Below are 23,437 nucleotides of genomic sequence, written 5' to 3' on the forward strand. Positions count from 1 at the left end.
TACCGCTATCCTTGCGGCCGTCGCGGCCGACGTTCTCTCGGCAATGCAATCCCCATGACGTTGGCGCCTACGTCGAACTCATCGAGCAATAGGTTTTAAGATGAAAGCCAAATTCGTTGCGGCGTGGAGCTGTCTCCTGCTGGCTGTTGCGGGGTGCAGCGACAACAAGCCAAAGGTCGTCAACGTCGAGTTATCCCAGATCCCGGCCGTCTCCATTCCGGCACCTTCTGTGATCGAGCAGGCCCGCCTTGACGCCAGTGCCGCGTTCTCGGGCATCGACGCTCTCAAGGCCGCCGGGGCCGGCATATCCGCCGCAGAGCTCGAAAAGCGTCTGAAAGCGATGGGTTTCGGGGTGGAGGTCAAGAAGGAGAACCTGCCCTTGTTCCTCGGCAAGGTGGATGGGCGGTTCCATGGCGTCGTCTATCCCGAGGGCCGAACCACTGTCTCCGCCATCAAGGGCTTTTCCAGCGGCGGACGCAATTTGCTGGAGCGATTCCAGGCGAACCTCATCCTCGACCGCATCGAGCGGGTGACTGACGATTGGTCCGTGGTGATCGGGAAGCTTCCCGCAGATGTCGCCAACATCCCCTATTTCCTGCAGCCGAGTTTCGGCATGGAGACGGACGATCGCGGACTCGATCCCAGCTTCGTCAATGTCCGCCTTGCGCGGTTCGGTGCCCAGTTGCCCATGACCAGTGATCTCCGCACCGCCGATGAGCCCCAGAGCGCAATCTGGAAATGCTTTACGCGAGGTGGGGATGCCCTTTCCGACACGGACTGCAAGGACGTTATCGTTGGATATACCGCCTCATATTCTATCCGGGACAAGCAGTCTACGCCGAGTGCCTGCCGCGGCGAGATTTGTACCCTCAGTCTCTACATCAAGGACAGCAAGCTCGACTGGGACATCCAGAAACAGATTTCAGGCACTGGCAGGGCTATCTTCGTGAAAAATTTTGGTGAGCCTGACCCTGAGACCAAGTGATGCGGTACATTGCATCCAAGCGGGCGCTGCTCTGGGCTGTCGGCGCGACCATTCTCCTGTCGGCTCCGGCAAAGGCCCAGGAAGAACCAACGCAGCCAATTCCGGTCCAGAGATTCAAGCTCGGCCCAAGTGACGGGTGCTTCCACTATTTTGGAGACGCGGTCGAATTTGTCGGCCGCTTCAAAGCCGGGAGCTACATCGGTGTCTCCATGATCACCATCGGCGGCGACGGCATGCCGGAACCGCCTGCTGACGAAGACCGAACGCCGGCAATGGACCTGCCGGCGTGGACAAGCGCCTCGCCCTATTTCTGGTTCGGCCCGGCGGCCAGCGGCCGCGACTATTCGATCACGTTTGCGCCTCGGGCCTTTTGGGGCGGTTCAGCCTTTGTCACCATTTGCGGCCGCCAGTCCCCGCCAGAAAACTGAGGGAGCGCTCACGGGGGTTTAAATAGCCCGGTGACAGCCGCTAGAAAGCGGGAAGCTCCAGCCGCGTCATCGCTCCCGAACTGCCCGAGCAGCCGAGATTGCCATTGCATCAGGCGTGTCATGTAATGTGCCTAAGGCTGAATCGCATTCGCCAGTTGCGCCGTGCCACAAAGGCAGGCAGGGAACAGCCAGACGCCAGCGGTGACAAATGAACCTACGGGAAGCCATATGCGACAACATCTTCGCGCAGAGCGTATTGGAACACTGCAGCGAAAAAGGCTCCAAATTTCAGAACCCTTTTGTCAATGCTGTTTATGACTGGCAAACCCTTCTTACAGGGGTTTTCGCCCTGATCGGCGCCTGTCTGCTTTGGGTCCAAATTCGAGACCAAAAACAACAGTCCCGCCTTGAGAGAGAACAAATCGCGCTGGAACGGAGACGCGAGAATCTGGCAGCGCGGATCGGACTCCCGCACGCCCTTGCTGATCTGAACAAGTACTGGGCGGCATGTTTCGAGGCGTGGAAGACAAAGGACCCCGACAGGCGACCAAAGCCGCCCCCCTTCGACGCGCTTAGAACTGTGATGGAAGCGGCTGTCCTTGTCGATGAACAAACCTATCGCAGCATGCAGCTGCTGGTAATCCATGCGCAGGCGTTCGAATCGAGGGTAGACACTCCAAAATCGGAGAGAGCGCTCAACTTCTTTGAGACGATGGTCTTTGACATCGCTCGGCTGACCTACCTCACCAACCGCCTGTACGATTTCGGCAGAATGAGAGCCGAAAAGGTGCCCTATACGGAGCCCACCCGCAAGGATCTCGAGAGCGAACTCTACCGCGACCTTGGTATGTACGCCCTACCCTCAGGCCACGAACTCAACAAGCGGATTCGTCAGGCGATGGACCAGCAATTCGGCAAGTCCCCAGATGACCCGAAAGATGGGGCAGATTCAGCGGAATAATCCTGTGGGTGGGCTGGGAGCGCGAGGGGCGGGTCAGGGGCGCCCTCGCCTGGCCTTGGCAGGTGCGATACCGGCCTGAAGGTCATCCCGTACGCAAAAAAGCCGGGGCGTCACTGCCCCGGCTTTAGATTACGCGCCGTCCCTACTCGGCTGCGGTTGCCAAGCTTTCGCTTTCAACCTTAACCGGCACTCGCAATGCGGCGGGGAGCCAGCCCTTGCCGTCCAGTTCCTTTTCAGCCTGCAAGACGCCTTCGGGTTTCGGGGCGCGTTCTACCGCCTTCGCGGCATCTTCGGTGCACCCGGCCTCGCGCATCACTCCGGCGATATCAGCTTTTGACAGGCGACACAGGAACCCGGCCTCTGGTGTCCAATACTGACGCATGTCCAGCCCCACCGCCTCCGCCATCATGTCCGCATGGGCAACGCGCTGCTTGCCGGCATCATGGCGGGCGACCACGGCATTGAGGTTGGCGGCTGTGACCACCGCCAACAGGTCGAACAGCACGTCCTGCGGCTGCGTCACCAACCACGGCCACAGGTCGGCAGAGTCTCCGGGCAAGCGGTGTCCCCAACCTTCCACTACCTCGTTCCACCCGCTTAAAGCCCGGCAAGTATCCGGCTCCTTGATGGACGGAACCAGATTGCGGCGCTGGCCGGTGATTTCAACCGCAGTCTCGATGCGCCCATGGTGGTAGTCGTAGAAAACGCGGCTCACCAGCGCATGCAGGATGGCGACCAAGGCCACATCGGGCCGGTTCGACAGTTCCACGCGCAGCGCCGCCGTGCGAGTGGCCGTCAGTTCCTCGGTCAGCGCTGTCGATAGGCCGGAAGCGTCCTCTTCGGGGCGTTCTTCCTGACCTGCTTCGTCGTCTGCACCTTGGTGGTTGGCCTCGTCGCCGTCCTGCAAGACGGCAAGGGCCTTGCGGTCTTCGGCCTTCACCAGCCCCGGCGTCACCTGCAACATCCCCTCATAGGATATCGACACGACACAACCCGCCAGCGCCATTTCGTGCGCATCGAAGGCTTCCGCCGCGCTCTGGATGGCCTCGATGCGGACTTCCAACGCCCCCAGTTTGGCCTCATCCGCCTGTATCTGCGGGTCCCCTTCGGCGTAGGCGTCGATTGCCCCTGCCAAATCGTCGTACTCCGCGCCCAGCGCCGACAGCTCAGCCCGCTCGGCTTCCGTTGGGTCGCGCCGCACCGCATGGATGCGCCCGAACCCGCCACCGTGGATGAAGGTGCTGTCGAGGCTGATTTCCACCCATTTCCAGCCCAGCGGACGCAACTCGTCGGCCACTGCCTCAAGCCGTTCACTCGCAAGCTTCACCAGCAAGGGCCGGTCGGTCAGGAACGTAAGCTCGTCCTCCGCGAACAGGTCGCGCAGCACCCCGCCCCCAGCCGCCTCATAGGCTTCAATGCCCACAAAGCGGGCCAGCCGGTCGTTGCCGCGCACATGGGCGCTGGTCAGGAACGAGCGGATACTGCCGGGATTGCGGTTCCAGCCATCCTGCTCGAACCACGCCGCCTCCTGTGCCGCGTGGTCGTCGCTCACCGCCAGCGCCTTGGCCTGCTCAAGGGTCACTTCGTCAGCCCGCATGGCATCAAGGATGCGCGGCGACAGGTTGGCCAGTTTCAGCCGCTGGCGCACGGTAACAATGGATTTGCCGAAGCGTGACGCAATGTCCTCGGCCGCCATGCCCTGTTCCACGAGGTCGCGGTAGGCAATGACCTCATCCACCGCGTGCATCGGCTGGCGCTGGTCGTTCTCCGCCAGCGAAATCTCAGTATCGCTGCCGTCCTCGCTCAGGATGGCCCTGACCGGATAGTCCTTGGTGACAGCCACGCCCTGCACGGTACGGCCCTCGTCCAGCAGCAGCCGCAACGCGCCGAGCCGCCGCCCTCCGGCGACGACTTCAAACTTGGCACCTTTTGCAGCCTTTCGGGTCACAAGGTTATGGATGAGGCCGTGGGCCTCGATGCTGGCGGCCAGTTCGGCCCTGCCTGCCTCGGCATTGACGCGACGGACGTTGGCCTTGCTCGGCACCAGCTTGCCAAGCGGGATGGTGATTTCAGCGGTATTCATGGACTTGCTCCTTCGATTTTCGTTTCAGGTGTTCCCTTTCCCTTGCGGGTCAGGCCACCTGACCCCTGCCTCGCGGCGAGCAGCGGGGAGAGAGGGGGCAAGTCCCGGGGGCGGAGGGGTCTCCCCGGTCTGCACGGAGCGAAGCGGAGGAAGATGGGGGAAACCGCCCGCGGCGGCTTGCGGGGAGTGAGGGCCGCGCGCCTCTTTCCCCGTCACACAACAACCGTGCCGTCAGGCACATCCGTTTCGGCGCAGCCGTGCCGCGAAGCGGCCCCAACAAACAAGGGCGCACAAAGCGGAAGCACCGAAATGCCCGCCAGCGGGACCAAGTCAGATCGGTTGCTGGATAAAGTTCGTGGCCCTGAGGCCGGTTCAACGGGGCGGCCGTAGGAGCATCAGCAGAGCGCCGCCGTCAGGTGGGATGCGGGACCGACCGCCCCCGGCGAAGGGCGCAGTTCCTCTAAAAGAGGTATCGACGTCTCAAAACCTTGTTTTCTAAGGAGCTTTTCATCCCAAGACTCAAATGGTCTTATGCTCTGGACCTGCTAAGATGGCCATCGGGAGAAAACCACATTCGAGTCGCAAAATTGTGGAATGCGGCGTTTGTTCATGATATGTTCTTTTTGCTAACTAAATCTTGAGACATGAAAATTATCTTTTAAGAGCAAAGGAGACCGGTGATGGATATTCCGTGGCCAAGCTAACTCTGCTATTGAAAGGCCTCTTCGGGGGCCTTTCATGTTTTTACAATGGATCAAAGACTATGCCGCTTTACTTTCAGTATGCGCGGTGGCCGTCGGGTGGTTTGCAACCCGAAGAGGGCAAATCCACGGTGACAGAGCAAAACATAGCCATGCTTATTCGGGCATTCTCGAAAAACCTGAATATCTATCCTCGCTACGAATAGTCGGACCTCTTCTCGACCGGAAAGAGGTCTACGATGAAACCCGGTATGAAAAGGAAGAGCGAGACAAAATATCGGGAGCAATTTGGGATTGCCTCCAGGCATTGGAAAGAGCCGCAATCGACATCGATATGGGCTACGTGTCGGAAGAATATTTCTATAAGAAATACAAGACTCTTACTGAGCGAATATTTGTTACGTCACACTTGCTGATCAATAAAACGCGGAAAGAGAAAGGGTCGTCGACGCTGTATAAAAATTTAGAAGCGATGTACATTAGGATACATTACAGCAAAAGGCCTTTTATACTAAGCGTTCTTGAATACCTTAAGGTGTGCCCTGACTTCAAAAAATCTGCATCGATATTTTCAAGTCATTTGCTAACGAAGGATAAAAGTTTAATTTCTTTCCTTGTCGAAATGGTCACTTATCGCCGTCTCCCTACCGATATCGATTATATAAATAATGACGCCCACGATTTATACAATAAACGCATATGGATTTTGTCTTTCATAGAACTTGGCATTGTTGCATTCTTTCTGGCATTTCTATTTTTTGGGCCTTATCATTTCTGATGGCGGATGGCTCCCGACCTTGGACATCACATCCGAAAGCCTGCTACGCCGAAACCAATGAAGAACGCCTCTTACGCCGCTCGTCCGCCTTTCGGGATGCCGCCGCAGGCGGGACGCGGGACTGCCCCCCTGGCGCGGAAACGACGCCAAGTCCCAAGCCACGCCCCCACCCAATCCTGCGATCGGAAGTGAGAACCGTCTAGACTTCCGGTTGCGATGGAGGCGCCTCGATATAACGGCCAATCGAAACTAGGTATGCCGCGATCTTGCGACGCAAGTGATCCCGTGTGCCGTAGCGCGCGTCGATTTCGCTGAGCTTCTTGTACAGGCCCCTGCGTTTGCCGCGCGGAACGTCGGCATCGCCCATGACATAGTGACCCGGGCCAACGGCACAGATATCGCAGCCGGTTGCGGCCACGTCCCGCACAAACGCGGGAATGTCGCCTTCTCGCATCTGCTTCATTTCAAAGCCTCTTCTCGCACTGCCGACCACAACGTTCTCAGCTTGCAACCATGCCGTGTGGCTACAACGCCTTCGTAGCCGCATCCGACAGGCAACTCAACCAGCTTGGCCGCTCGCGGCCATAACGAACAAGGGCGCACAAGGCGGAAGTACCGAAATGCCCGCCAGCGGGATCAAGTCAGTTCGGTGCTGAAGAAAGTTCGTGGCCCTGAGACCGGTTTAACAGGTGGCCGAAGGAGCATCAGCATAGCGCCGCCATCAGGCGGATGCGGGACCGACCGCCCCCGGCGAAGGGCGCTATTTGGAACTGCGGCTTTTACCAAATTGTTAGCGAAATTCCTGCGCTTCTCAGATATCATGCGATAGACGTTCAGGGTGGGTGATTTGTGCTAAAACCAATTGTTTTCATTGGCGCACTGATATTTTTCGCTTGTTTGGCCCGGATCCCGATAGGCTTTGCTCAATCCCAGAAAACATCCGGGATAGCGACAGAGAGCGACATGCCATGTATTCCGTTTGAAAATGACGATATAGCGCTGTCTGTTTTCAATTACTACAAGACTCACAACATCATATCTGACAACATTTACATCAAACCCGTTCGATATGGCGTCAAGAGCAGCACCGATACGACTGCAGAACTTTCCATTGATCTGTACTATGCAGCGCAGCAGAGCACATACTCGGTCGACGTGGCCGTTGTCGTCGGTAACGATCGTGTTTTGCAGATAACAAATGTATTTGATGGCGAAGCCACGGACGCGATGCGGTTCAATTTCTGCGGCAATCAGGACGCCCAATCGGTTGCTCCCGACCATAAGGCTCCTCAGGACCCCAAGCCCAACCCTTGGGCGCCACAGGCCGATTCCTCGAAGCAGATTGCCGATCTACAAAAGAAAGAGGTGGGGAGACTGAAGGGGATCGAGATCAATCTTAAGAAGATTGTTGACGACACCGTCGCCGAAGTCGCGAAACATCTACTGAATAACAATTTGGCCTCCTTTTCTGTCGATTTATATGTGAACAAAGAGGAAGAGCGCGGTAAGAAATATATTGAAGGAAGAGGTGAAACTGCGTTAGAATACCATAATAAAAGGGCGATTGAAACGAATGTCAATTATTGCAAGATGTGGCCTGACGATAGCGATTGCCGCTAGTTTTGTGACTTCGGCCATCGCGGACGACGACTTGAAGTTTGATTGCATTACCTTCAACTATTGGCTCTATCCCCAGCCGGAATTTGGCAAAGGAGAGATTGCCGACGCAATCCAAAAAAGTTGCGATGCGAAAGTTCCTGACGTGGTTCGACCCGAGGAGATTACCCAATACATCGACATTGTAGGCAAGGGAGATCCATCTGCCTTCATCGCCGCCTACGGCAAGGAGCGCTATGCCCGGGCAGGCAAAATTGCGGCTGCTGCGAGGAAGATTTCCAAGGAGGTTAACCGGCAGTTGGACGAATAGATCATTCGGCAAGTCTTGAACCAGGAAGCTCGAGAGCGCCGCCTAAGGCGACGCCATCCGTCACTAGAAAAGAGATTTAGCCTCCGTTGGTCTTCAGCGCTATCCTTTGCAGATGGAATCATCCGAAGCTCGATCCGACCTGATTGAGATGTCGCCTGAGCGTCCGAAAACGCTCGACAACCGCACCTGCGTCTATTGCGGCGTTGGGCTTTCAGCCAGCAACATCTCACGTGAGCATGTAATCGGGCGCCGCTTCGTGCCCAAGGGCAAGTTACACGGCCAATGGAACCTAATTCTCAATGCCTGCCGCCGCTGCAACTCGCGCAAGGCCGATCTTGAGGACGACATTTCCGCGATCACTCTCCAACCCGATCCTTGGGGGAATTATGGGCATGATGATGTGGCCGCGATCGAGGACGCCCAGCGTAAGGCGAAGGATTCACGCAGTCGTCGTACTCGGAAGGCGGTCAAGGACAGTAGCGAAGAGATAAAAATCCGCGCCAACCTCGGACCCGGCATCAACTTATCGTTTCAGTTTTCCAGCCAGCCGCAGATTGATGACGACCGGGCATTCGAACTGGCGCGCCTGCAACTAATGGCGTTCTTCTACATGCAGACCTACAAACGCGAGACCCGTCGCGGCAGCTACTGGCCTCACGACTATCATCCGCTCATGACCGTCGTCCGCAGCGATTGGGGCAACGCGTTGATGGCCGGATTTATGCGCACGGTCGAGACTTGGGATTGCCGCATGCTTGCGATCTCGGCTGACGGCTTTTTTAAGCTGATTACCCGCAAACACCCATCCGCTGAAACCTGGGCCTGGGCCATCGAATGGAACCACAACCGCCGCCTGGTCGGCTTCTTCGGCGAACGCGAACCCGCCCAAGCGATTGTCAACAGCCTGCCGCGTTTGAAGGCACACACGGTCTACAGGACTCCCAACGAGTCTTTGTCCTCTCGAACCGAGGTCCGGCTGAAGGAGGATGACGACACCCTCTTCCTGGTCTTCGATGAAACCGTGCAACCCGAAAACGCCAGCAGTTGATGCGCGAAGCGCCAGAATAGCATCGGTCTCTTTAACCTCGAACCTTTCGCCAAGGCGGACTGCCCGAAAGACTCGACGTCGCAGTCGTTCGACGGCGGAAGCCCGCGCCCGTATCGTTGGTGAAGACGAAACGATTGTTCCGAAATTTCAGAAACGATGGCCACTTTGGCGGAACCGGCCTGACAGTTCTCACATGGATAAGAACGTCGTCATGTTCCCGGACGTCGGGTGTCTCTACGACTGCGTAGCGGGTGTGAGTTTCGGTTCCACCGTCGGCTACAGCCATCACCACGTCAACCCGGGTCGGCGGCCTGAACTGCGCCACCGAGGCCGCCATCTCCTGCACATCGCTTCCGCAACTCCGATCGCCAAAGTACAAATTTGCTGCGCAGTTCAATACCTGCTGGTGGTTGCAGGCAAGAATATCCACCGGATTTGATACGTTGATCCAGCCGCCGGCGTGCTCAGCTTGATAGACGTCCCCATCCAGGAAAATAGCTAGAAATCTCGGCGTAAGCGGCAGGAACATCAGGGCTCCAGCGCTGGAGACGCCAAAAGATCTGTCCTTCGCGCGCTGTTGATGCCAGCGGTTGGCAAGAACGGCGGGATCGTCTGACGTGAGGAACGGCACTGATGTGAGGTTTCGAACGATGCGGACCTTTAGATCGTCAACGACAGTCATCGTGCTGGCGTAGTGGCGCATTGCCGCGATGACGGCAGCCTTCACCGCCTCCTTGAAGGGCGGCTGTTCGATGCCGGTACCGTTGACGGATGTAGCTGCGAAAATGAACTCCGCTGATCGACGCGCAGCAGCTTCTGTGCGGACATGCTGCAGGTACGCGAAACGCCTGAGGACTGTGGCATGAGACTCGTTGATGATCGCGCCTGATTTGTGGAGGGAGGAAACGCAACGTCCGTAGTATCCCTCCACAGCCCGGATTGCGTCTTCGAGCTTGGGGTCCTGCCCATAGAAGTAATCCTTGGAGCACTGGTTTTTCTCCGGTGCGTCGAAAATTACTTTCTTCCGGTCAAGGTTGAAGAGGTGAATAGCGTTGCCTTCCGCACCAACGCTGAAAGGCGTTAGATGCACCCTGGGAACAAAATGTTGGTTCTTGTTCTCGGCCATCCAGTCGAGTGATCCGCCATTCAGGTACTGCCGTTGGGACACCCGAGCCCACCCGCGCCAAGCCGTTGCCTATCACACAGAGCGAAATGCGGAAATGTCCCTCACAGGCCTGCGCTTCCTGGCTTCAATGGAAGACAAGACAACGCCACCATTCGGTGGCGTTGCTTAACGAAGAGCCTTAGGTTCGGATGCGGCCGACGCGTCGAGCCTCGCTGGCATAGGCCGAGAGCGGCTTAGTCGGCTTGAAATCCCGGTCACGTTCGACCGGTAGACCGAGACGGCCACGCACCGACGCAAGTTCGGAAAGGCTGACGCTGCCAACCTCGGGACATCCCAGCCCAAGGTCACACAGGCCGAAGGCGATATCCGGGTCTTCCGGATCGATCTCCGTCAGAAGCCAGGTCGCACCAGCATCCGGCGTGAACAGTTTAACAACGGGGACAAAGTCGATCTCGCCGTTGGTGCCGCGGAGAGGAAGCTGCTGGCGACCGTTCGCCAGCAGCTTGTTCCGCAGGTCTTGGGTCAAGAGCTGCATGGCGGCCTCCTATTCTTCGTCCTTGGGGGCGCGAAGGACGATGCGTCCGTCGAGCGGCAGGGCGTCGAGGAGGAGCGTGCCGCCTTCGCCGTCATCGTGGGCGAAGAAGGCGCCGATGCGGGTCCAGAAGCCCTTCTGGCCGTCCTTGCCGTCCCGCACGGTGTAGGCGTGGTAGATCGGGGACTTCGGCTCGGGCTTCGTCTGGGTGTTGCGTTTGAGGGTCATGGTGTTTTCCTTTGGTTGATGGGTTCTGTCCCGGAGGACGGTTCCAAAGGAGACGGCGCGCAGGGCTGGCTTGTCCCCAACACGGGAGCGCAGCGAAGGAGCGGGCAGGAACGGGACAAGACGGCCGCGCCGGCTAGACGGGAACAGTCATCACCTCCGGGCAGACCATCGACGGAAAACCCAGGACCATCCGCAAAACCGGACCGAACGAGACGCGTTCGACACCACGCACCCTGCGGCGGCGGTCGGGGGCATCCCGGGCGGGATGCAAGCGCGCCGACACACCCACGACGGCGTGGGCGGTCGGGACAAACGAGCCCGGCCCTGACACAGGGCCACCGATTGCCGCGCCGAACGCAATACGGGGTCCGGCCAACACCCGTGGCCAGGAACGCGGAGCAGCGTGACGAGCATGGTCGGGCATGGAATGTCCGACAATGCGGGCGGCCGGCGGTCTGTCACTCGCCAATGCATTGGGGAGTGACAGACCGCCACCAAACCCACGGTGGATGCAGGGTTCGCGCAAACGCCGCCACACGACCTGCAAATGACGCTGCGCTTCGCTGATCATTTTCGGCGCAACACGCTGGCCATTAATGGGCGACACCGTCCACTATCCCGGCGGGCCAAAAAACGCCTGAACCATCTCACCCGACCATTTCCCCAACCAAAGGAGAGCAGAATGCTAGCTCATCGAATACGTGCGCCGCCGCGGCGGGCACACCTCCGGTTTCGACCTCTCGGTAACCGGACGCCCAACAGGGCAAACCAATTCGGCCAGCCACCCGGCTGGCTAGGGAGGCTTATACCGTAAAGAAAACTACGCATTCCGGCCCTGCCGCGAATGACCTTCGCGGGGTGTCACGATCTACGGACGTGCATCGGCCATCAACACTCAGCCAAAAATAAAAAAGCGAGCAAGATGGACGATTTAACCATGGACCTGGTGCGGCTGTGCCAACGCAACCGGGACGGCTCTTATGGCACGCAGAACAACCGCCGGCGCGGCCTGTCCGCAATGGCCAACGACCTCACGGACCTCGGCTACAAGCTGCCGTCCGCGACCTCCCTCAAACCCAAGCATGTCGAGGCCCTCGTCGAGCGATGGCTCGATACGGACACCTCGGACGCAAGTATCCGCAACCGCCTCACCTGGCTGCGCTGGTGGGCCGAGAAAATCAACAAGGTCAACGTCGTCAACCGCGACAACGCCACGTACGGCGTCGCCGAACGCGGCGAGGTCACGCGCAACCGTGCGCAAACCCTCGACCCTGCCAAGCTCGCCACCATCGAATGCCCCTACATCAAGGCTTCGGTGCTCCTCCAGGTGGCCTTCGGCCTCCGGCGCGAGGAAGCCATGAAGTTCCAGCCGCAGGCGGCCATCCGCGCGGACCAGATCTCCTTGCAGGCGAGCTGGACGAAGGGCGGCCGGGCGCGAACCGTGCCCGTGACCACGCTGGAACAGCGGCAGGTTCTCGAACACATCATCCGCCTCGTCCCCGGCGGCGGGTCGCTGATCCCCGCGCACCTGAGCTACGTCGAACAGCTCAAGCGGTTCGAATACCAGACCCTCAAGGCGGGCCTGCGCAACACCCACGGGTTCCGGCACGCGTATGCCCAGCAACGCTATGCGGTGCTGACCGGCCAGCCCTGCCCCTTGGCGGGCGGCAAGCGCTGGGCCGACATGGATGGCACCGAACGTGCCGCCGACCGCGCGGCGCGCCATCACATATCGGCCGAACTGGGCCATGGCCGCCTGAAGATCACGGATACTTACCTCGGGAGTGCCTTCTGATGAAACGTTCGGAAGGCAATTTCCTCATGGCCTCCACCATGCGGACGAAATACGCCGAAAGGCTGTTCAAACCCCTGACCGTCGCCACCGCCATCGATGAGGCGGCGATGCAGGGCCACCGCCGTTACCGCATCGTGCAGGAGTTCCCGTTCGATCTCTCCGACACGGAGGCCGCCCGGGCGCTTGAGAAATGGCTCGATTCCGAGCAGTTCGAATACGTCTGGCGTCCGACGCGTCTCGAACAGGATGCGTATCGCCCGTCGATCCTGGCGGAATACCCGGAACTTGAGATTTCGTGGTGAAATGATCAGACACGAAGGGTCGAAGGGCTGAACAACGGGGCGTCTGCCCGTTGAGAGGCAGGGGATGTCCATCCCCTCTTATGCTGGTTGGCCTCCGCTTCCGGAGGCTTGGGAGACAGCAGTTCTGCTGTCATGCAGCCAGAAATGGTGATGCAATACTGTTGTGGTGCTCCGTCAACCCGTCACCTTCAGTAAATATCTGCTTCAGTGCTGGTTGCATTCCCCACCTTGCTTGTTACTCTCCCCGCCGGGTCGGGGTTGGGTTATGGGCGATTTTAAATTCGATCCCTTGGGCGATTTGTCCAGGGAGATTTCGAACGGCATGAAGTGGGGCCAGTATGGCCTGAAAATCGGGCGCCATATTCGCGCGAGAAGTGCTCGAAAGCAGGTTGAACAGCTCTACGGTCCCGAGGTTGCTGACCAGGTCGAGGCGGCGATACGCTCCGGCCGGGATCCCGGGCCGATTATCGAGGCCGCCAGACGCGACCTTGAAGCGCGCGAGGAACGCGAGCGGCTCCTGGAAAATCCGCCGCCGCTCTACGGGTCGGGACGCTGGGCCGCGCCGCAGGAACTGCGAACAATCCCCAACGGCAAGCTGTACCTTGCCGACCGCTCCGCCTTCGACAATCCCTCCTCCATCCTGCTCGGCGGATACTCGGATGACGAAAGCAACCCCGAACCGCAGTTCGTCCATTGGGATGACGACGGCCACCTGCTGACCATCGCCCCCACCCGGTCGGGCAAGGCGGTGACGTCGATCGTGCCGAACCTGCTGCGCTACCGGGGCAGTTGCGTCGTCATCGATCCGAAGGGCGAACATTTCGAAAAAACATCCGCGTGGCGGAAGTCGATCGGCCATGAAATCTACCGCATTGCGCCCTTCGACAGGGGCTCAGGATGGGTAAGACACCGTTATAATCCCCTGGCGCGCGTGCGCTCCCAGTCAGACGCCCGATCGCTCGCGGAACAGATGTTTCCCCGCGATCGACATGCCTCGTCCTTCTTCAATGACGACGCGGCGGGTTTCCTGACGGCAGCGATGATCTACGTAAAATCAAACGCGCCGCAGGATAGGCGGACGCTTACGACCGTCTGCCAGTTAGCCTCCCAAAAGGGGCGAGACTTGCTCAATATTGCCAAGAAGCTCGCTGAATTCCCGTCGACGGCGGAAGCAGGCAAGGCCATCCTTGAGAAGACGCGGGATCGAGGCCTGCAGACTCTAGAGGCGACGCTGGAAAGCAAGCTCGCCCTCTGGCGCGACCGCGATATCCAGCGCAGCCTGAGCGGTACGGACTTTTCCTTCGAAGACCTGAAAGACCGGCCGATCACTGTCTACATCGACGTTCCGTTCGGCAAGATGGAACCGTTTTCGCCTTGGCTGCGGATACTCCTCAAATCGGCCCTAGATGCGATGGAGAGCAACCGCCGCACACCCGACATCCCGGTGCTTTTCATCCTCGATGAGTTCCTGAACCTCGGCCCATTCCCGGAGTTCCGCGCCGCGATCCGCACCCATGCCAGCGCCGGCGTCCGCCTGTGGTTTTTCCTCCAGGACGTCATGTCCTTGCAGGAGCAATATCCGGGCAACAGCTGGCAGCCGTTCCTGACCTGCTCCGTCAAACAGTTCTATGGCATCGACGACCCCATCACCGGCGAGCTGATCGGCAAGTACCTCGGCCATGAAACGCTCGCCTACCTGAGCCGCTCCAGCGGCCACACTGGCTCGTCCCATCTGGGACGCTGGTACGGGGACGCCTCGGTGAACACGGGCACCTCCGGCAGCGAAAGCGTCCAGTTCCTTGGGCGGCCGCTGATGACCCCCGACGAAATTATGGAGTTGCTCTCCGGCTGGCAGCGCAACGGCTGGCGCTGGGGCATCAACTACGCGCGCGGCGCGCGCCCGTTTAAAACACGGATGGTGTCCTACACCGAGAGCGAGACCTGCATGAAGCGGATCGGCACCATTGCGGAGCCTCAACCATGACGCTGGCAGCTTCGGTCTTTGGCACGGAAACCCGGTTGCGTCCGCTGGTCAAGGCCGTGCTGGTCCTGACGGCCCTGCGTGCCGGATGGCTGGCAATCAACATCCGCTATCCCGACATCCTTTCCCTGGGGTGGGCTGTGATCCCGTGGCCATGGCCCATGCATTCATGGATCGTCTGGGGTGCCGACCTCACGCTGGTGTTCTACCAATTACGCGCAGGCATACGCACCGGCCGACTGCTGCTGTTAAGATACGCGCCGGGGCCTGCTGCCTTTCTGGGGCTTTCCGCGGCCCCCATCGAGACCGGGGAGCACCCGACACCCCGCAACCGGTCCTGGTTGCCAACAGCGCTTCAGCTTTCCGCAATCCTGATCTTGAGCTGCTGCATGCTGACGTGGCTCGCGGTGATGGTCTGGTTCAGGGAATGGGCACCCTTCGACTTTTTGATGTGGAGCCCGTACGCCAACCCACCGCTGCTGGTCGGCTTGGGCCTGTCGTTGCTCGGCCTGATGTTCGGCGGCCGCTACATCGCCCGGGCCTCCGGCGATGTCAGCACCAGTTTCGGGGTGGTCCCCGTGGCGGATGACCACTGGCTGGCCCTGCGGGTGCATGGATTCGCCGACCAGCTGAAACTGCCCAGGCCTGCGGTCGGGATCACGAACGTCATGAACGCCTTCGCTATGGGCGCGAGCAGGAAGTCGTCCATGGTGGTCATCGGCAAACCGCTGTTCGAATTCGAGAAGGATGAGCTGGACGCCATCATCGGGCACGAACTCGGCCATATCCTACATAACGATGTGGCGCGGATGCAGTTTGCCGAGGGCTTCCAGCGCATGCTGGTCGGCGTGGTCAACGTCCTGACCGTGTTCGGGATGTTCATGGCCGCATCCGCCTCCAGGAAACGCGCCAAGGGCCGCGTGAACGCACACCTCGCCTGGGGCAGCGGCGTCGTTGTCCGCAAAACCGTCTTTGTTGCCTCCGAGCTTGTCGCCAAGGGCATTTCCCGCAACCGCGAGTTCCATGCCGACGCGGTCGGGGCGCACGTCACGTCCACAGAGGCAATGGCCGGCGCCCTCCGGCGCATCCATGGCATGTCGGCCAAGCCGACCGCGCAGGAGCACCACTATGGCTACCTGATGTTCCGGGGCGCCGCTTTCGGCAACCTCTTTTCCACTCACCCCACGCTCCAGGCGCGGCTCAGGGCCTTGGATGCACGTGCATCCGAACCCGCAAAGGCGGCGATCTTGGAACCCGCAGCGGGTACGGCAGTCAACGAACCCGTTGCAGGTTCCCGCAGCTTGGGGTTTTCAACCCCGTCAGCGCCATCACCACTCTGGTCGAAGCTGGGTGCCGTAACATCCCGCCTCCTCCGCGCAACGCGGCGAGCCGGTGTGAAGCTGGTGTCCAAAGTGAATATGCGGCGTGTCGGGATGGGGGTCATCGCATGCGTGGTCCTGCTGCTGGTGGCACCCGCGATTATCAATTATTACGCGCTCGATCGCCGGTTCAACGACGCCACGGCCTCGACGGGTCACGCGCTGTCATCGTCCTGGTCCTGGGTAGCTGGCAGGACGGGGGCATGGATGGGCCATGCTGATGATAAGGCCCGCGTCTCACAACTGGAGCAGCGCGAGCAGGCCCTCAAAGTGGCCGAGGCCCAGTTAGGCGCGGATCGCCAGGGGCTTGCAGCCGATCGCGCGGCCCTTGCGAACGAAGCGTCACGTACACATGCGGCCTCACCGGTTGCCACCGACCCGCTCGCCGATTCGCTGCGGGCACAGATCGACCCGCTAAACAGGAAGGTGGCAGCCCTCACGTCAGAGAGGGATGACCTTCGAAATACGATCCTTGACCTCAAGCGCCAGCTGGCACTGCAACAAAGCCCGGCCCCCGCCAGCACCAACAACTTGCTCTTGCAACTTGATGCAGCCAATGCCGACCGCGAGAGGCTGAGAGCACAGCTTGCACAGCAGCAAAACCAGACGACCCTGCCAGATCAAATCGCGTCCCTCACCGACCAGTTGGCCAAAATGACGGCCGACCGCGATGAGATGACCCGCCGCAACGATGTACTTCGCAGCATGAACCTGGAGCTGAAAGGGCAGATCGCCACCGGCGACATGGCGCGGCTCGAAATCCAGAAGCAGCTGGACGACTTCAAAAGCCGGATCGACAGTCTGAGCGCCGGCCAGCCCGGTGCCGGGGCGGGTGACGAGCTGTCGGTCGTCCAGGCTGCCCCGTCAGGTCCGACAGGGGGCTACGGGGCACTCGCGGTGGCAGGCAACGGTACCGTGATCCTGACCGACCGGAGCTTCCAGACCGAACAGGAGGCGGCGGATGCAGCGCTGGCCGAGTGCGGCCAGTTCAGCGGCGGCAGCCCCTGTGCGACCAAACAGACCTTCCGCAAGACCTGTGCCGCCGTTGCGCGCGTCATCCCCGTGACGAAGCGGTCGCACTACATGTTGCAGCTGGAATCGACCGTTCAGGATGCCGAAGAGATGGCACTTTCCGAATGTTTCCACCGCTTCGGCCGGCCCTGCGAGGTGACGCGGCAGGTCTGCGTCAACTAGGCCCCCAGTGGGAGGATCAGCCTCGCCCCAACCAGTCTAGGTGGTCTTCCGGCGCCGGTTCACGCTCCATCTCCTGCACCATTTCCTGTTCCGCCAGGTCCCGCTCTTCGGCCTGGGGCGGGCTGTCGGCCAAGGACTGTTTAAACCAGTCCAGGTGATCTTCCTGGGCGACGGGGATTGCCTCCTGAAGGCTGTCGGCAAGCAGGCGTTCTTCCGGCTGCTCCTGTTCCTCGCGGAGGAGCTGTTCCAGGTCCTCGATCCGCGCCTCGGTCTTACCGAGGTCGTACATATAACCGAGCTGGGTTTTGTGCCGCTCCTCCAGATAGGAAATCAACTGGCCTCGGTCGCCCCCGCCGGCCAGTTCATGGGTCGCGCGCTCGATGTCATGATCGAGTTCGGCGACCGACTTCTCCAGAGAATCGGCGTGCTCAAGCAGCTGCGCCAGGTCGTCCTGTTTTCCCATCGTGCAGTCTCCCAAAGCAGCCTAGTGCTGGTAGTGATAAGCGGCCTGATGTTCCGGCTGGTCCTGCAGTTCGGCAACCAGGTAAGCCCGAAGCTTCTCCCCGGATTTCACAAGATCCTGAGCGCGGCCATAAAAATGCAACGTGCCCTCCCGGAGATGCTCCGGGAAATCCGGCATGGTCTCGGCCTGCGTCTTGCGCATGGTCCAGTAGGCAAGCCGCTTGCGGCGCCGGATCAGGTCGGTTTCCAGCCATTCCAGCTCCTTGCGCGCTTTTGCACGCTGCGCGTCCGTCATTTCGCGGATGCCGAAAACAGAACCTCTATGTACCTTGGTCATAACATGATGATGGGACGGCTCTGAAGATCCTGCAAGCGCTACCTGCGCTCGCGGTCCGGGTCGGGCGTCAGTGGCTCCTCCCGGCCCTCCGCAGGCTCCTGGCGGCCTGTATCGAGCCAATCTAGGTGGTTCTCCCACCGCTCCAGCGTCGGGACATCCTCAGGGCGGGTTTTGTCGTCCATCCAGTCCAGCAGGTTGTCCGGCGCCAGCCGGTACGCGGCCGCCTCGTCTTCGCTCATCTCAAGGGCATTCTGGTGGTCTACCACCGCCCGGGCGGCCTCCAGGTCGCCTGGCGCATGGGCCGTCTCCGGCAGGGCGGGACGATGCATATCCTCCAGCATCCGGCCCTCGGCTGCTTCCAACTGCTCTGGATGGATCGGCGAACCGTCCGGATCGGGCACCGGCAGGTCCTCGTCAGGTTCTCTGGGTGCCATCTTCCTCTCCCGTTGCGCATCGACCCTGCGGGCCCGCCGTTCCTCAGGATTAGGGCCTCGGTGCCGTCCCGGCAACCGGTCAAGATTGCGCTTGGCGTAGCTCCGGCTGTCGATCGCGACCGCAAGCCCCGCCTTGCCCAAAGCCTCGTTGGCGATCCGCTCCCACAGCTTTCGCGCCTCGGTCACGAAGAGCTTCCCGTCGGCGCTGCGGATCTTCAGGCCGAAGCCGTCCGGCCCCACCAGCCGGGTGGTCATCAAGAGATGGACATGGGGATTGCGGCGGGCACCGTCGTCGTGGATCGCCAGGTCCACCACGAACCCTTGCGCTGTGTACGCGTCGGCCATGACGCGGGCGATGCCCAGCCACGCCGTCCGTGGCAATTCCAGAGGCACCGCAAACTCGACCTCCTTGGCCAGCCGGGCGTCCTTGCGCTTTTCCGCCGCCTCCACCGCGTTCCACAGACTGGATCGGTTCGCCATCCATTCCGGCGCCCCGGCAGGCAAGCGGATTTCACTGGCGACGACATCCCGGCGCCCGCCGAAGTCCGACAGGCGCTCTTCGGCCTCGTTCGGCAGGACTTCCCCGGCCCGGTACGCGGCGGCGGCCACGATGTCCCGCCCATCGCCCCGGCTGATGTTCTTGACGTTCAGGTGGTAGATAGCCACGGGCCTCTCCAGGGCTCGGACGGGGTTTCCAAAGGGGGTCTCCCCCTTGGCGCAGCTGCCGGTTTTCTCCGGTTTGCGCCCCGCAACCGGTCAGAAAACCGAGCAAGCATCGCCCCCCTCAGTTGCAATGCGTACACATTGGGGCGATGCGTAGGTGCGCTGTACGCATTGCCGCAAACTTCTCCCGAAAACACAAGCTCAACCCACGTTCAGTTATCGAACAGGTCAAGGGTATTCTCCGTGGGCTTGGGGCGTTTGACCGGCTTCGGCTTGCGCACATTGATGGCCGCGGCATCGAGCCGGTTCTTCAGATGGACCGCATAGTGCTTCTCGATCATCTCGACGCTCGTCCGGCAGTTTTTAGCGATCTGGTAGATGTCGGCGCCCTCCAGCAGCCTGAAGCTGATGTAGCTGTGGCGCAGCGAGTACAGCGTGCGCCGGTTACCCTCGCGGTCGAGTTTGAGGCCAATGTTCTCGAGGATGCCGTTGAACTGCTTCTTGTGGTCAACCGGAAAGATGCGGTCCGTCGGCTTCGGCTTGTTCCGGGCCACCATCCGCTCGAACGGGAACACGGCACCCGACGTGCTCTTGCAGTACCCTACCCCGCGCTTGCCCCGCACCTGGATCTCCAGGATTTTCTGCCCCGTCGGCCCGTCCTTAACAACCTCCACGTCCCGGTACTCCAGCCAGTTCGCCTCGTCTGGCCGCAAACCGGTATTGGTCAGGAAAAGGATCTTGTCGTGAAGCTGCTCGGCCAGCCAGACACGGTGCGCCTGCTCGCCCTTCTGCGCTTTGAGGCTCACTGCACGGGCATCATGAGCGTGGGCACGTGTCGCCTGGTACAACTGTTTGTACTCCTCTGGTGTAAACCACGCGCGATGAACAACCTTCGCAGACTTCTTGTAGGGCTGCGAGATGTCGGGCAGGTGGGCCACCCAGCGGTGGCGCAGGGCGGTTTTCAGGACCAGCCGCAAGGTCACCGTCTCGTGGTGCAGGGTACTGCGTGAGGGGAGCTTCTTGCCCTCCTCAGGCGTCATCCGCGAAATGCGGTATTCCTGCACTGTCCCGGCCGTGATGGTCGAAAGACCCATCTTGCCGAAAAAAGGCACCAGATAGGTGCGGACGCGCCGGTAGTGGTCCTTGACCCAACGGGCGTTGCGCTCTCCATCCGTAAGAACCTCGTATTCAGAAATAAACTGGTCGGCGGCATCCTTGAAGGTTTTCTCGCCTACGAGTTCGCCACGCCGGCCTTTGTCCTTGAGCCCGAAATACCAGTCTTCGGCCCAGTCCTTGGCCCGGGAAAGGCTCTCTTCCTTGGTGCTGACCCGCCAGTTTTTGCCTTTCAGGAACGTCGAACAGTGCCAGATCGGGCTCTCGTTGCGCCGATAGACGTGAACTTTCCCTTCCAGAATCGTGTGCTTTTCCGCCATCGCCAGACACTCCCTGCGCGCGTGCAAGTTTGTGAAAGAGATGTGTAAGGCTACTTTCGGCGTCCTCGCCCAGCAAGGCGATTTATAAGTACCTGATTTCCCTTGGGAAATGGCACGGGCAGCAGGGCTCGAACCTACGACCTGCGGTTTTGGAGACCGCCGCTCTACCAACTGAGCTATGCCCGTACGCGCGTTTCAGCGCAGGCGCTTCCTAAAAGCTTCCGGGCGCGCTGTAAAGAGTTGTATGACGCGCTTTCAGATCCTTTGCCGGAAATCCGGATAGCTGATGACCAGCCCGTCCCTGCCGATCTCGATTTTTCGCCTGCCTGAAGCCGCATGCCGGCGCTCAATCCCCGGCCGGCGGCTTGTACGGCCCGCCCGGTACGCCCCAGCCCCAGGCCGGCATCGGTTCGGTCTGCGGGTCGCAGGTCTCGCCGAGGGTGGAATTCATCTTGGCAAGCCGTGACCCCCATTCGACATAGCCCATGAAGGCGGAACGGAATTCGGGATCGTCCGGCAACCCGACCGCATCGGCGGCATCGGCAAGCAGGCTGATCCAGCGGCGGCGCTGTTCCTCCGTCAAATGCTTGCCGAGATGATGCATGACCATCTCGCGGTGACCGCCAAATTTCTCGCTGTAGGTCTTCGGCCCGCCAAAAACCTCGCCGATAAAGGCCGCGACATGCGCGGGATGATCCGGCGACATGTGTTTGAACACCGGGCCGACCACCGGGTCGCGGGACACCTTGTCGTAAAAGGTTTCCGTCAGCCGATTGAGGGCTTCGATGCCGCCGGCCCATTCGTAGAGTGTCGGGATATCCTGGCTCATTCTCGATCCTCCCCCGGGCGACGCCTGCCACGACGATAGCGGAGAAATCGGGCATGGCTCAACCTGCCTCGATGGCCAGTTTCTGCGATGCCTACAGTTTGGCGGGCGACTCGGCCTTGGCTGTCGGCGGAAGCAAACAGTTGTCGGGCTTGGGTGAGGTTTTGCAAATAGCGGGGCCAGTTAGCGCCTCCACCGACTCCGGCCCGGTTGTCAGCCCGACTTTGAGCATCATGTCGGGCTCGAGCTGACGCTCGACCGAGCCTATCGCGGCGAACAGAGCTGGGTCCATCTCCATCTCCTCCAGGTAGGCTTTAACCAACTGCGTCTGTCCCCTCGAGGACATGCTGAGCCTCGCCTTGGGATCGACCAGCCTTTGGCGCCGGCGGCAAGCATGAGCGCGCAGGCCGAATCGCACTCCACTCCAAAATCGCTAATCAGCCCGACATAGGCACCGTTATCGGCCAAGCAGCCTGCCTCGGGCGGGTCGCAGCCGACGATAGTGGTGCGAGCGACGGCGACGTCGAGCTTCCGTTCATGGATAAGCCTTCCCGCGGCCAGAGCGCTGAACAGGCTGCCCCCCCTGTGAGCTGATCACCACCGGCAGCCGCCGGTTGCCAAGGGTGTCGAGCAACTGGCGCAACTTTTGCGGGGTCTGAGGCGTCATCGCGCCTTCCGCCGAGATCCATTCCGGGCAATCGGGATTGCAGAGCGAGTCTCTGCCGCGAACGACAACGAAGCGCACATCTGGCGTCGAATTCCCTGGCGCTGCCTGCAACGGCTTGGGAGCTGGAGCCTTGGCCGCCTGAGAAAGTGGGGGGCCGGTCTTTGCCTTGATCGCAGCCACCACGGCCGGCTTGGCCACGGGCGTTTGTCCGCCGGCTGGCTTGTTTCCCGGTATTTCCCGGCAGTTCGGAGCCGGCGGGTCGAACATGCACAAACTTGCTCTGGTAAACAGCTCAAGAGTGTCCGTGCTGGTCGCCAGTTTCATCGTCAGCATATCGTGGAGGCCGATCTGCCTGATGTCGCTCGCCGGCGTCGCCTTCATCAAGTCCAGCACGCCCTGCCCGATACCCATCTCTCGGAGATAGGCCGAGATCTTTCTCGCGTACCCCTTGCTCATCTCATAGGTCTTGTAGCTTTCACCTTGAGTGACCGTTTGCGTGGTGACCCGATATTTTTTGCCCCGTTTGACGCGATATGTGGTCCGGTAGTGCGTGGTGGAGGGGAACCAGGTGGTCGTGATCTGGTGAACACCCAGATAGTTCCAGCCGCCGGCCACGCGGCGGACGCCACCGGCAAACATCAGCGGACAGGCGGAGTTGCAGCTGGCGCCATCAGACGCCCGGCCGAGATAGGCGGAACCTTTGCCGTAACTAAAACCACAACCATCCGTCCCGGGCCAACAGTCGGAAAACTCGGTCTTGCCTACGGCGATATCGAGCTTGTTCTTGCGGATTATCCGGCCAAGTTCGAGCGCTGCATTGACGTTGCCGCCAAAGGAATTGACGATAATCGGCAGTTTGCGACCGCCTAGCTTCTTCAAGGTGCGCTTGAGCAGGGCTGGCGTGCCGGCTGCGATGTCGCCTTCGGCGGAGATCCACTCCGGACAATTGGGCTCGCAGCCCGGTGCGTTGCTGCGCGCGACGACAAACTTCATCTCCGAGCGATCCTCGGACCATATCGTCGGATCATTCGTCGGATAGGTGTTTGATCCCAGGCTTTGATGGCGCATACTTTTCGTCCGAATCAAAGGATGCGCTATGGGCCAGGTTCTTCATGGGAGCGCCACGACGACAGAGGCGATCCGTCGAGCGATACAGCATAGTCAAGA

23 protein-coding genes and 1 tRNA gene are annotated in these 23,437 nt (G+C 60.4%); 11 read left to right on the forward strand and 13 right to left on the reverse strand.

Going from position 1 to position 23,437, the window contains the following annotated elements; translation table 11 throughout:
- Positions 1-100: 100 nt before the first annotated feature.
- The 3 genes from NKH38_RS27540 to NKH38_RS27550 all read left to right on the forward strand — a co-directional run bounded on the left by NKH38_RS27540 (position 101) and on the right by NKH38_RS27550 (position 2,374).
- Positions 101-985 (forward strand): hypothetical protein, encoded by an 885-nt coding sequence (locus tag NKH38_RS27540; protein WP_352764432.1) that lies wholly within the window; start codon positions 101-103, stop codon positions 983-985.
- Positions 985-1,413 (forward strand): hypothetical protein, encoded by a 429-nt coding sequence (locus NKH38_RS27545; protein ID WP_352764435.1) that lies wholly within the window; start codon positions 985-987, stop codon positions 1,411-1,413. Before NKH38_RS27540 ends, NKH38_RS27545 begins: the two co-directional genes overlap by 1 nt.
- Positions 1,414-1,621: 208 nt before the next feature.
- The gene (locus NKH38_RS27550; RefSeq protein WP_352764438.1) at positions 1,622-2,374 is read left to right on the forward strand and encodes a hypothetical protein; all 753 of its coding nucleotides are present in this window, start codon (positions 1,622-1,624) and stop codon (positions 2,372-2,374) included.
- Positions 2,375-2,516: 142 nt separating this feature from the next.
- Here NKH38_RS27550 and NKH38_RS27555 read toward each other — a convergent pair whose 3' ends face one another.
- Positions 2,517-4,457: a ParB/RepB/Spo0J family partition protein gene (locus NKH38_RS27555; RefSeq protein WP_352764441.1), complete on the reverse strand. Its 1,941-nt coding sequence runs from the start codon at positions 4,455-4,457 to the stop codon at positions 2,517-2,519.
- 738 nt (positions 4,458-5,195) lie between these two features.
- Between NKH38_RS27555 and NKH38_RS27560 the strand changes: the two genes are divergently transcribed.
- On the forward strand, positions 5,196-5,936 hold the full coding sequence (locus tag NKH38_RS27560) for a DUF4760 domain-containing protein (RefSeq protein WP_352764443.1): 741 nt from the start codon (positions 5,196-5,198) through the stop codon (positions 5,934-5,936).
- A gap of 199 nt (positions 5,937-6,135) precedes the next feature.
- Here the strand turns inward: NKH38_RS27560 and NKH38_RS27565 are convergent, their stop codons facing one another.
- Positions 6,136-6,399: a Y4lK-related protein gene (locus tag NKH38_RS27565; RefSeq protein ID WP_352764446.1), complete on the reverse strand. Its 264-nt coding sequence runs from the start codon at positions 6,397-6,399 to the stop codon at positions 6,136-6,138.
- 386 nt (positions 6,400-6,785) lie between these two features.
- Between NKH38_RS27565 and NKH38_RS27570 the strand changes: the two genes are divergently transcribed.
- The 3 genes from NKH38_RS27570 to NKH38_RS27580 all read left to right on the forward strand — a co-directional run bounded on the left by NKH38_RS27570 (position 6,786) and on the right by NKH38_RS27580 (position 8,911).
- The gene (locus NKH38_RS27570) at positions 6,786-7,556 is read left to right on the forward strand and encodes a hypothetical protein (protein ID WP_352764449.1); all 771 of its coding nucleotides are present in this window, start codon (positions 6,786-6,788) and stop codon (positions 7,554-7,556) included.
- A complete protein-coding gene (locus NKH38_RS27575; protein WP_352764451.1) occupies positions 7,510-7,863 on the forward strand; it encodes a hypothetical protein in 354 nt (117 codons plus the stop codon). Before NKH38_RS27570 ends, NKH38_RS27575 begins: the two co-directional genes overlap by 47 nt.
- Before the next feature lie 112 nt (positions 7,864-7,975).
- Positions 7,976-8,911 carry an HNH endonuclease gene (locus NKH38_RS27580; RefSeq protein WP_352764454.1) on the forward strand — a complete coding sequence of 312 codons (936 nt, stop codon included), beginning with the start codon at positions 7,976-7,978 and terminating at the stop codon, positions 8,909-8,911.
- Between the two features lie 31 nt (positions 8,912-8,942).
- Here the strand turns inward: NKH38_RS27580 and NKH38_RS27585 are convergent, their stop codons facing one another.
- The 3 genes from NKH38_RS27585 to NKH38_RS27595 all read right to left on the reverse strand — a co-directional run bounded on the left by NKH38_RS27585 (position 8,943) and on the right by NKH38_RS27595 (position 10,797).
- The gene (locus NKH38_RS27585; RefSeq protein WP_352764457.1) at positions 8,943-10,037 is read right to left on the reverse strand and encodes a DUF4238 domain-containing protein; all 1,095 of its coding nucleotides are present in this window, start codon (positions 10,035-10,037) and stop codon (positions 8,943-8,945) included.
- 178 nt (positions 10,038-10,215) lie between these two features.
- Positions 10,216-10,572: a DUF2958 domain-containing protein gene (locus tag NKH38_RS27590; RefSeq protein ID WP_352764460.1), complete on the reverse strand. Its 357-nt coding sequence runs from the start codon at positions 10,570-10,572 to the stop codon at positions 10,216-10,218.
- A gap of 9 nt (positions 10,573-10,581) precedes the next feature.
- Positions 10,582-10,797, reverse strand: coding sequence for a hypothetical protein (locus NKH38_RS27595; protein WP_352764463.1), 216 nt, complete (start codon positions 10,795-10,797; stop codon positions 10,582-10,584).
- 922 nt (positions 10,798-11,719) lie between these two features.
- On the opposite strand from NKH38_RS27595, the gene NKH38_RS27600 reads away from it, so the two are divergent.
- From NKH38_RS27600 to NKH38_RS27615, 4 genes are all read left to right on the forward strand, one after another.
- Entirely contained in the window at positions 11,720-12,592 is an 873-nt protein-coding gene (locus NKH38_RS27600) for a phage integrase N-terminal domain-containing protein (RefSeq protein WP_352764466.1), read from the forward strand.
- On the forward strand, positions 12,592-12,894 hold the full coding sequence (locus NKH38_RS27605; protein WP_352764469.1) for a type 2 periplasmic-binding domain-containing protein: 303 nt from the start codon (positions 12,592-12,594) through the stop codon (positions 12,892-12,894). The genes NKH38_RS27600 and NKH38_RS27605 overlap by 1 nt, the downstream gene beginning before the upstream one ends.
- A gap of 265 nt (positions 12,895-13,159) precedes the next feature.
- Positions 13,160-14,878: a type IV secretory system conjugative DNA transfer family protein gene (locus tag NKH38_RS27610; RefSeq protein ID WP_352764472.1), complete on the forward strand. Its 1,719-nt coding sequence runs from the start codon at positions 13,160-13,162 to the stop codon at positions 14,876-14,878.
- Positions 14,875-17,448 (forward strand): M48 family metalloprotease, encoded by a 2,574-nt coding sequence (locus NKH38_RS27615; protein WP_352764475.1) that lies wholly within the window; start codon positions 14,875-14,877, stop codon positions 17,446-17,448. The genes NKH38_RS27610 and NKH38_RS27615 overlap by 4 nt, the downstream gene beginning before the upstream one ends.
- Positions 17,449-17,464: 16 nt before the next feature.
- Here NKH38_RS27615 and NKH38_RS27620 read toward each other — a convergent pair whose 3' ends face one another.
- From NKH38_RS27620 to NKH38_RS27655, 8 genes are all read right to left on the reverse strand, one after another.
- Complete coding sequence (locus tag NKH38_RS27620) at positions 17,465-17,911, reverse strand: hypothetical protein (protein WP_352764478.1); 447 nt, start codon at positions 17,909-17,911, stop codon at positions 17,465-17,467.
- A gap of 21 nt (positions 17,912-17,932) precedes the next feature.
- Positions 17,933-18,205: a hypothetical protein gene (locus NKH38_RS27625; protein ID WP_352764481.1), complete on the reverse strand. Its 273-nt coding sequence runs from the start codon at positions 18,203-18,205 to the stop codon at positions 17,933-17,935.
- Positions 18,206-18,285: 80 nt separating this feature from the next.
- On the reverse strand, positions 18,286-19,347 hold the full coding sequence (locus NKH38_RS27630; protein ID WP_352764484.1) for a MobA/MobL family protein: 1,062 nt from the start codon (positions 19,345-19,347) through the stop codon (positions 18,286-18,288).
- 209 nt (positions 19,348-19,556) lie between these two features.
- Positions 19,557-20,777 carry a site-specific integrase gene (locus NKH38_RS27635; protein ID WP_352764486.1) on the reverse strand — a complete coding sequence of 407 codons (1,221 nt, stop codon included), beginning with the start codon at positions 20,775-20,777 and terminating at the stop codon, positions 19,557-19,559.
- A 110-nt stretch (positions 20,778-20,887) separates the two neighbouring features.
- A tRNA-Trp gene (locus NKH38_RS27640) sits at positions 20,888-20,963 on the reverse strand.
- Positions 20,964-21,123: 160 nt separating this feature from the next.
- Positions 21,124-21,606, reverse strand: coding sequence for a group II truncated hemoglobin (locus tag NKH38_RS27645; protein ID WP_352764489.1), 483 nt, complete (start codon positions 21,604-21,606; stop codon positions 21,124-21,126).
- Between the two features lie 91 nt (positions 21,607-21,697).
- Entirely contained in the window at positions 21,698-21,925 is a 228-nt protein-coding gene (locus tag NKH38_RS27650; RefSeq protein WP_352764492.1) for a hypothetical protein, read from the reverse strand.
- 213 nt (positions 21,926-22,138) lie between these two features.
- On the reverse strand, positions 22,139-23,263 hold the full coding sequence (locus tag NKH38_RS27655; RefSeq protein WP_352764494.1) for a hypothetical protein: 1,125 nt from the start codon (positions 23,261-23,263) through the stop codon (positions 22,139-22,141).
- Between the last annotated feature and the right edge of the window lie 174 nt (positions 23,264-23,437).

Source organism: Mesorhizobium sp. M1078, assembly GCF_040318615.1.
GTDB lineage: Bacteria > Pseudomonadota > Alphaproteobacteria > Rhizobiales > Rhizobiaceae > Mesorhizobium.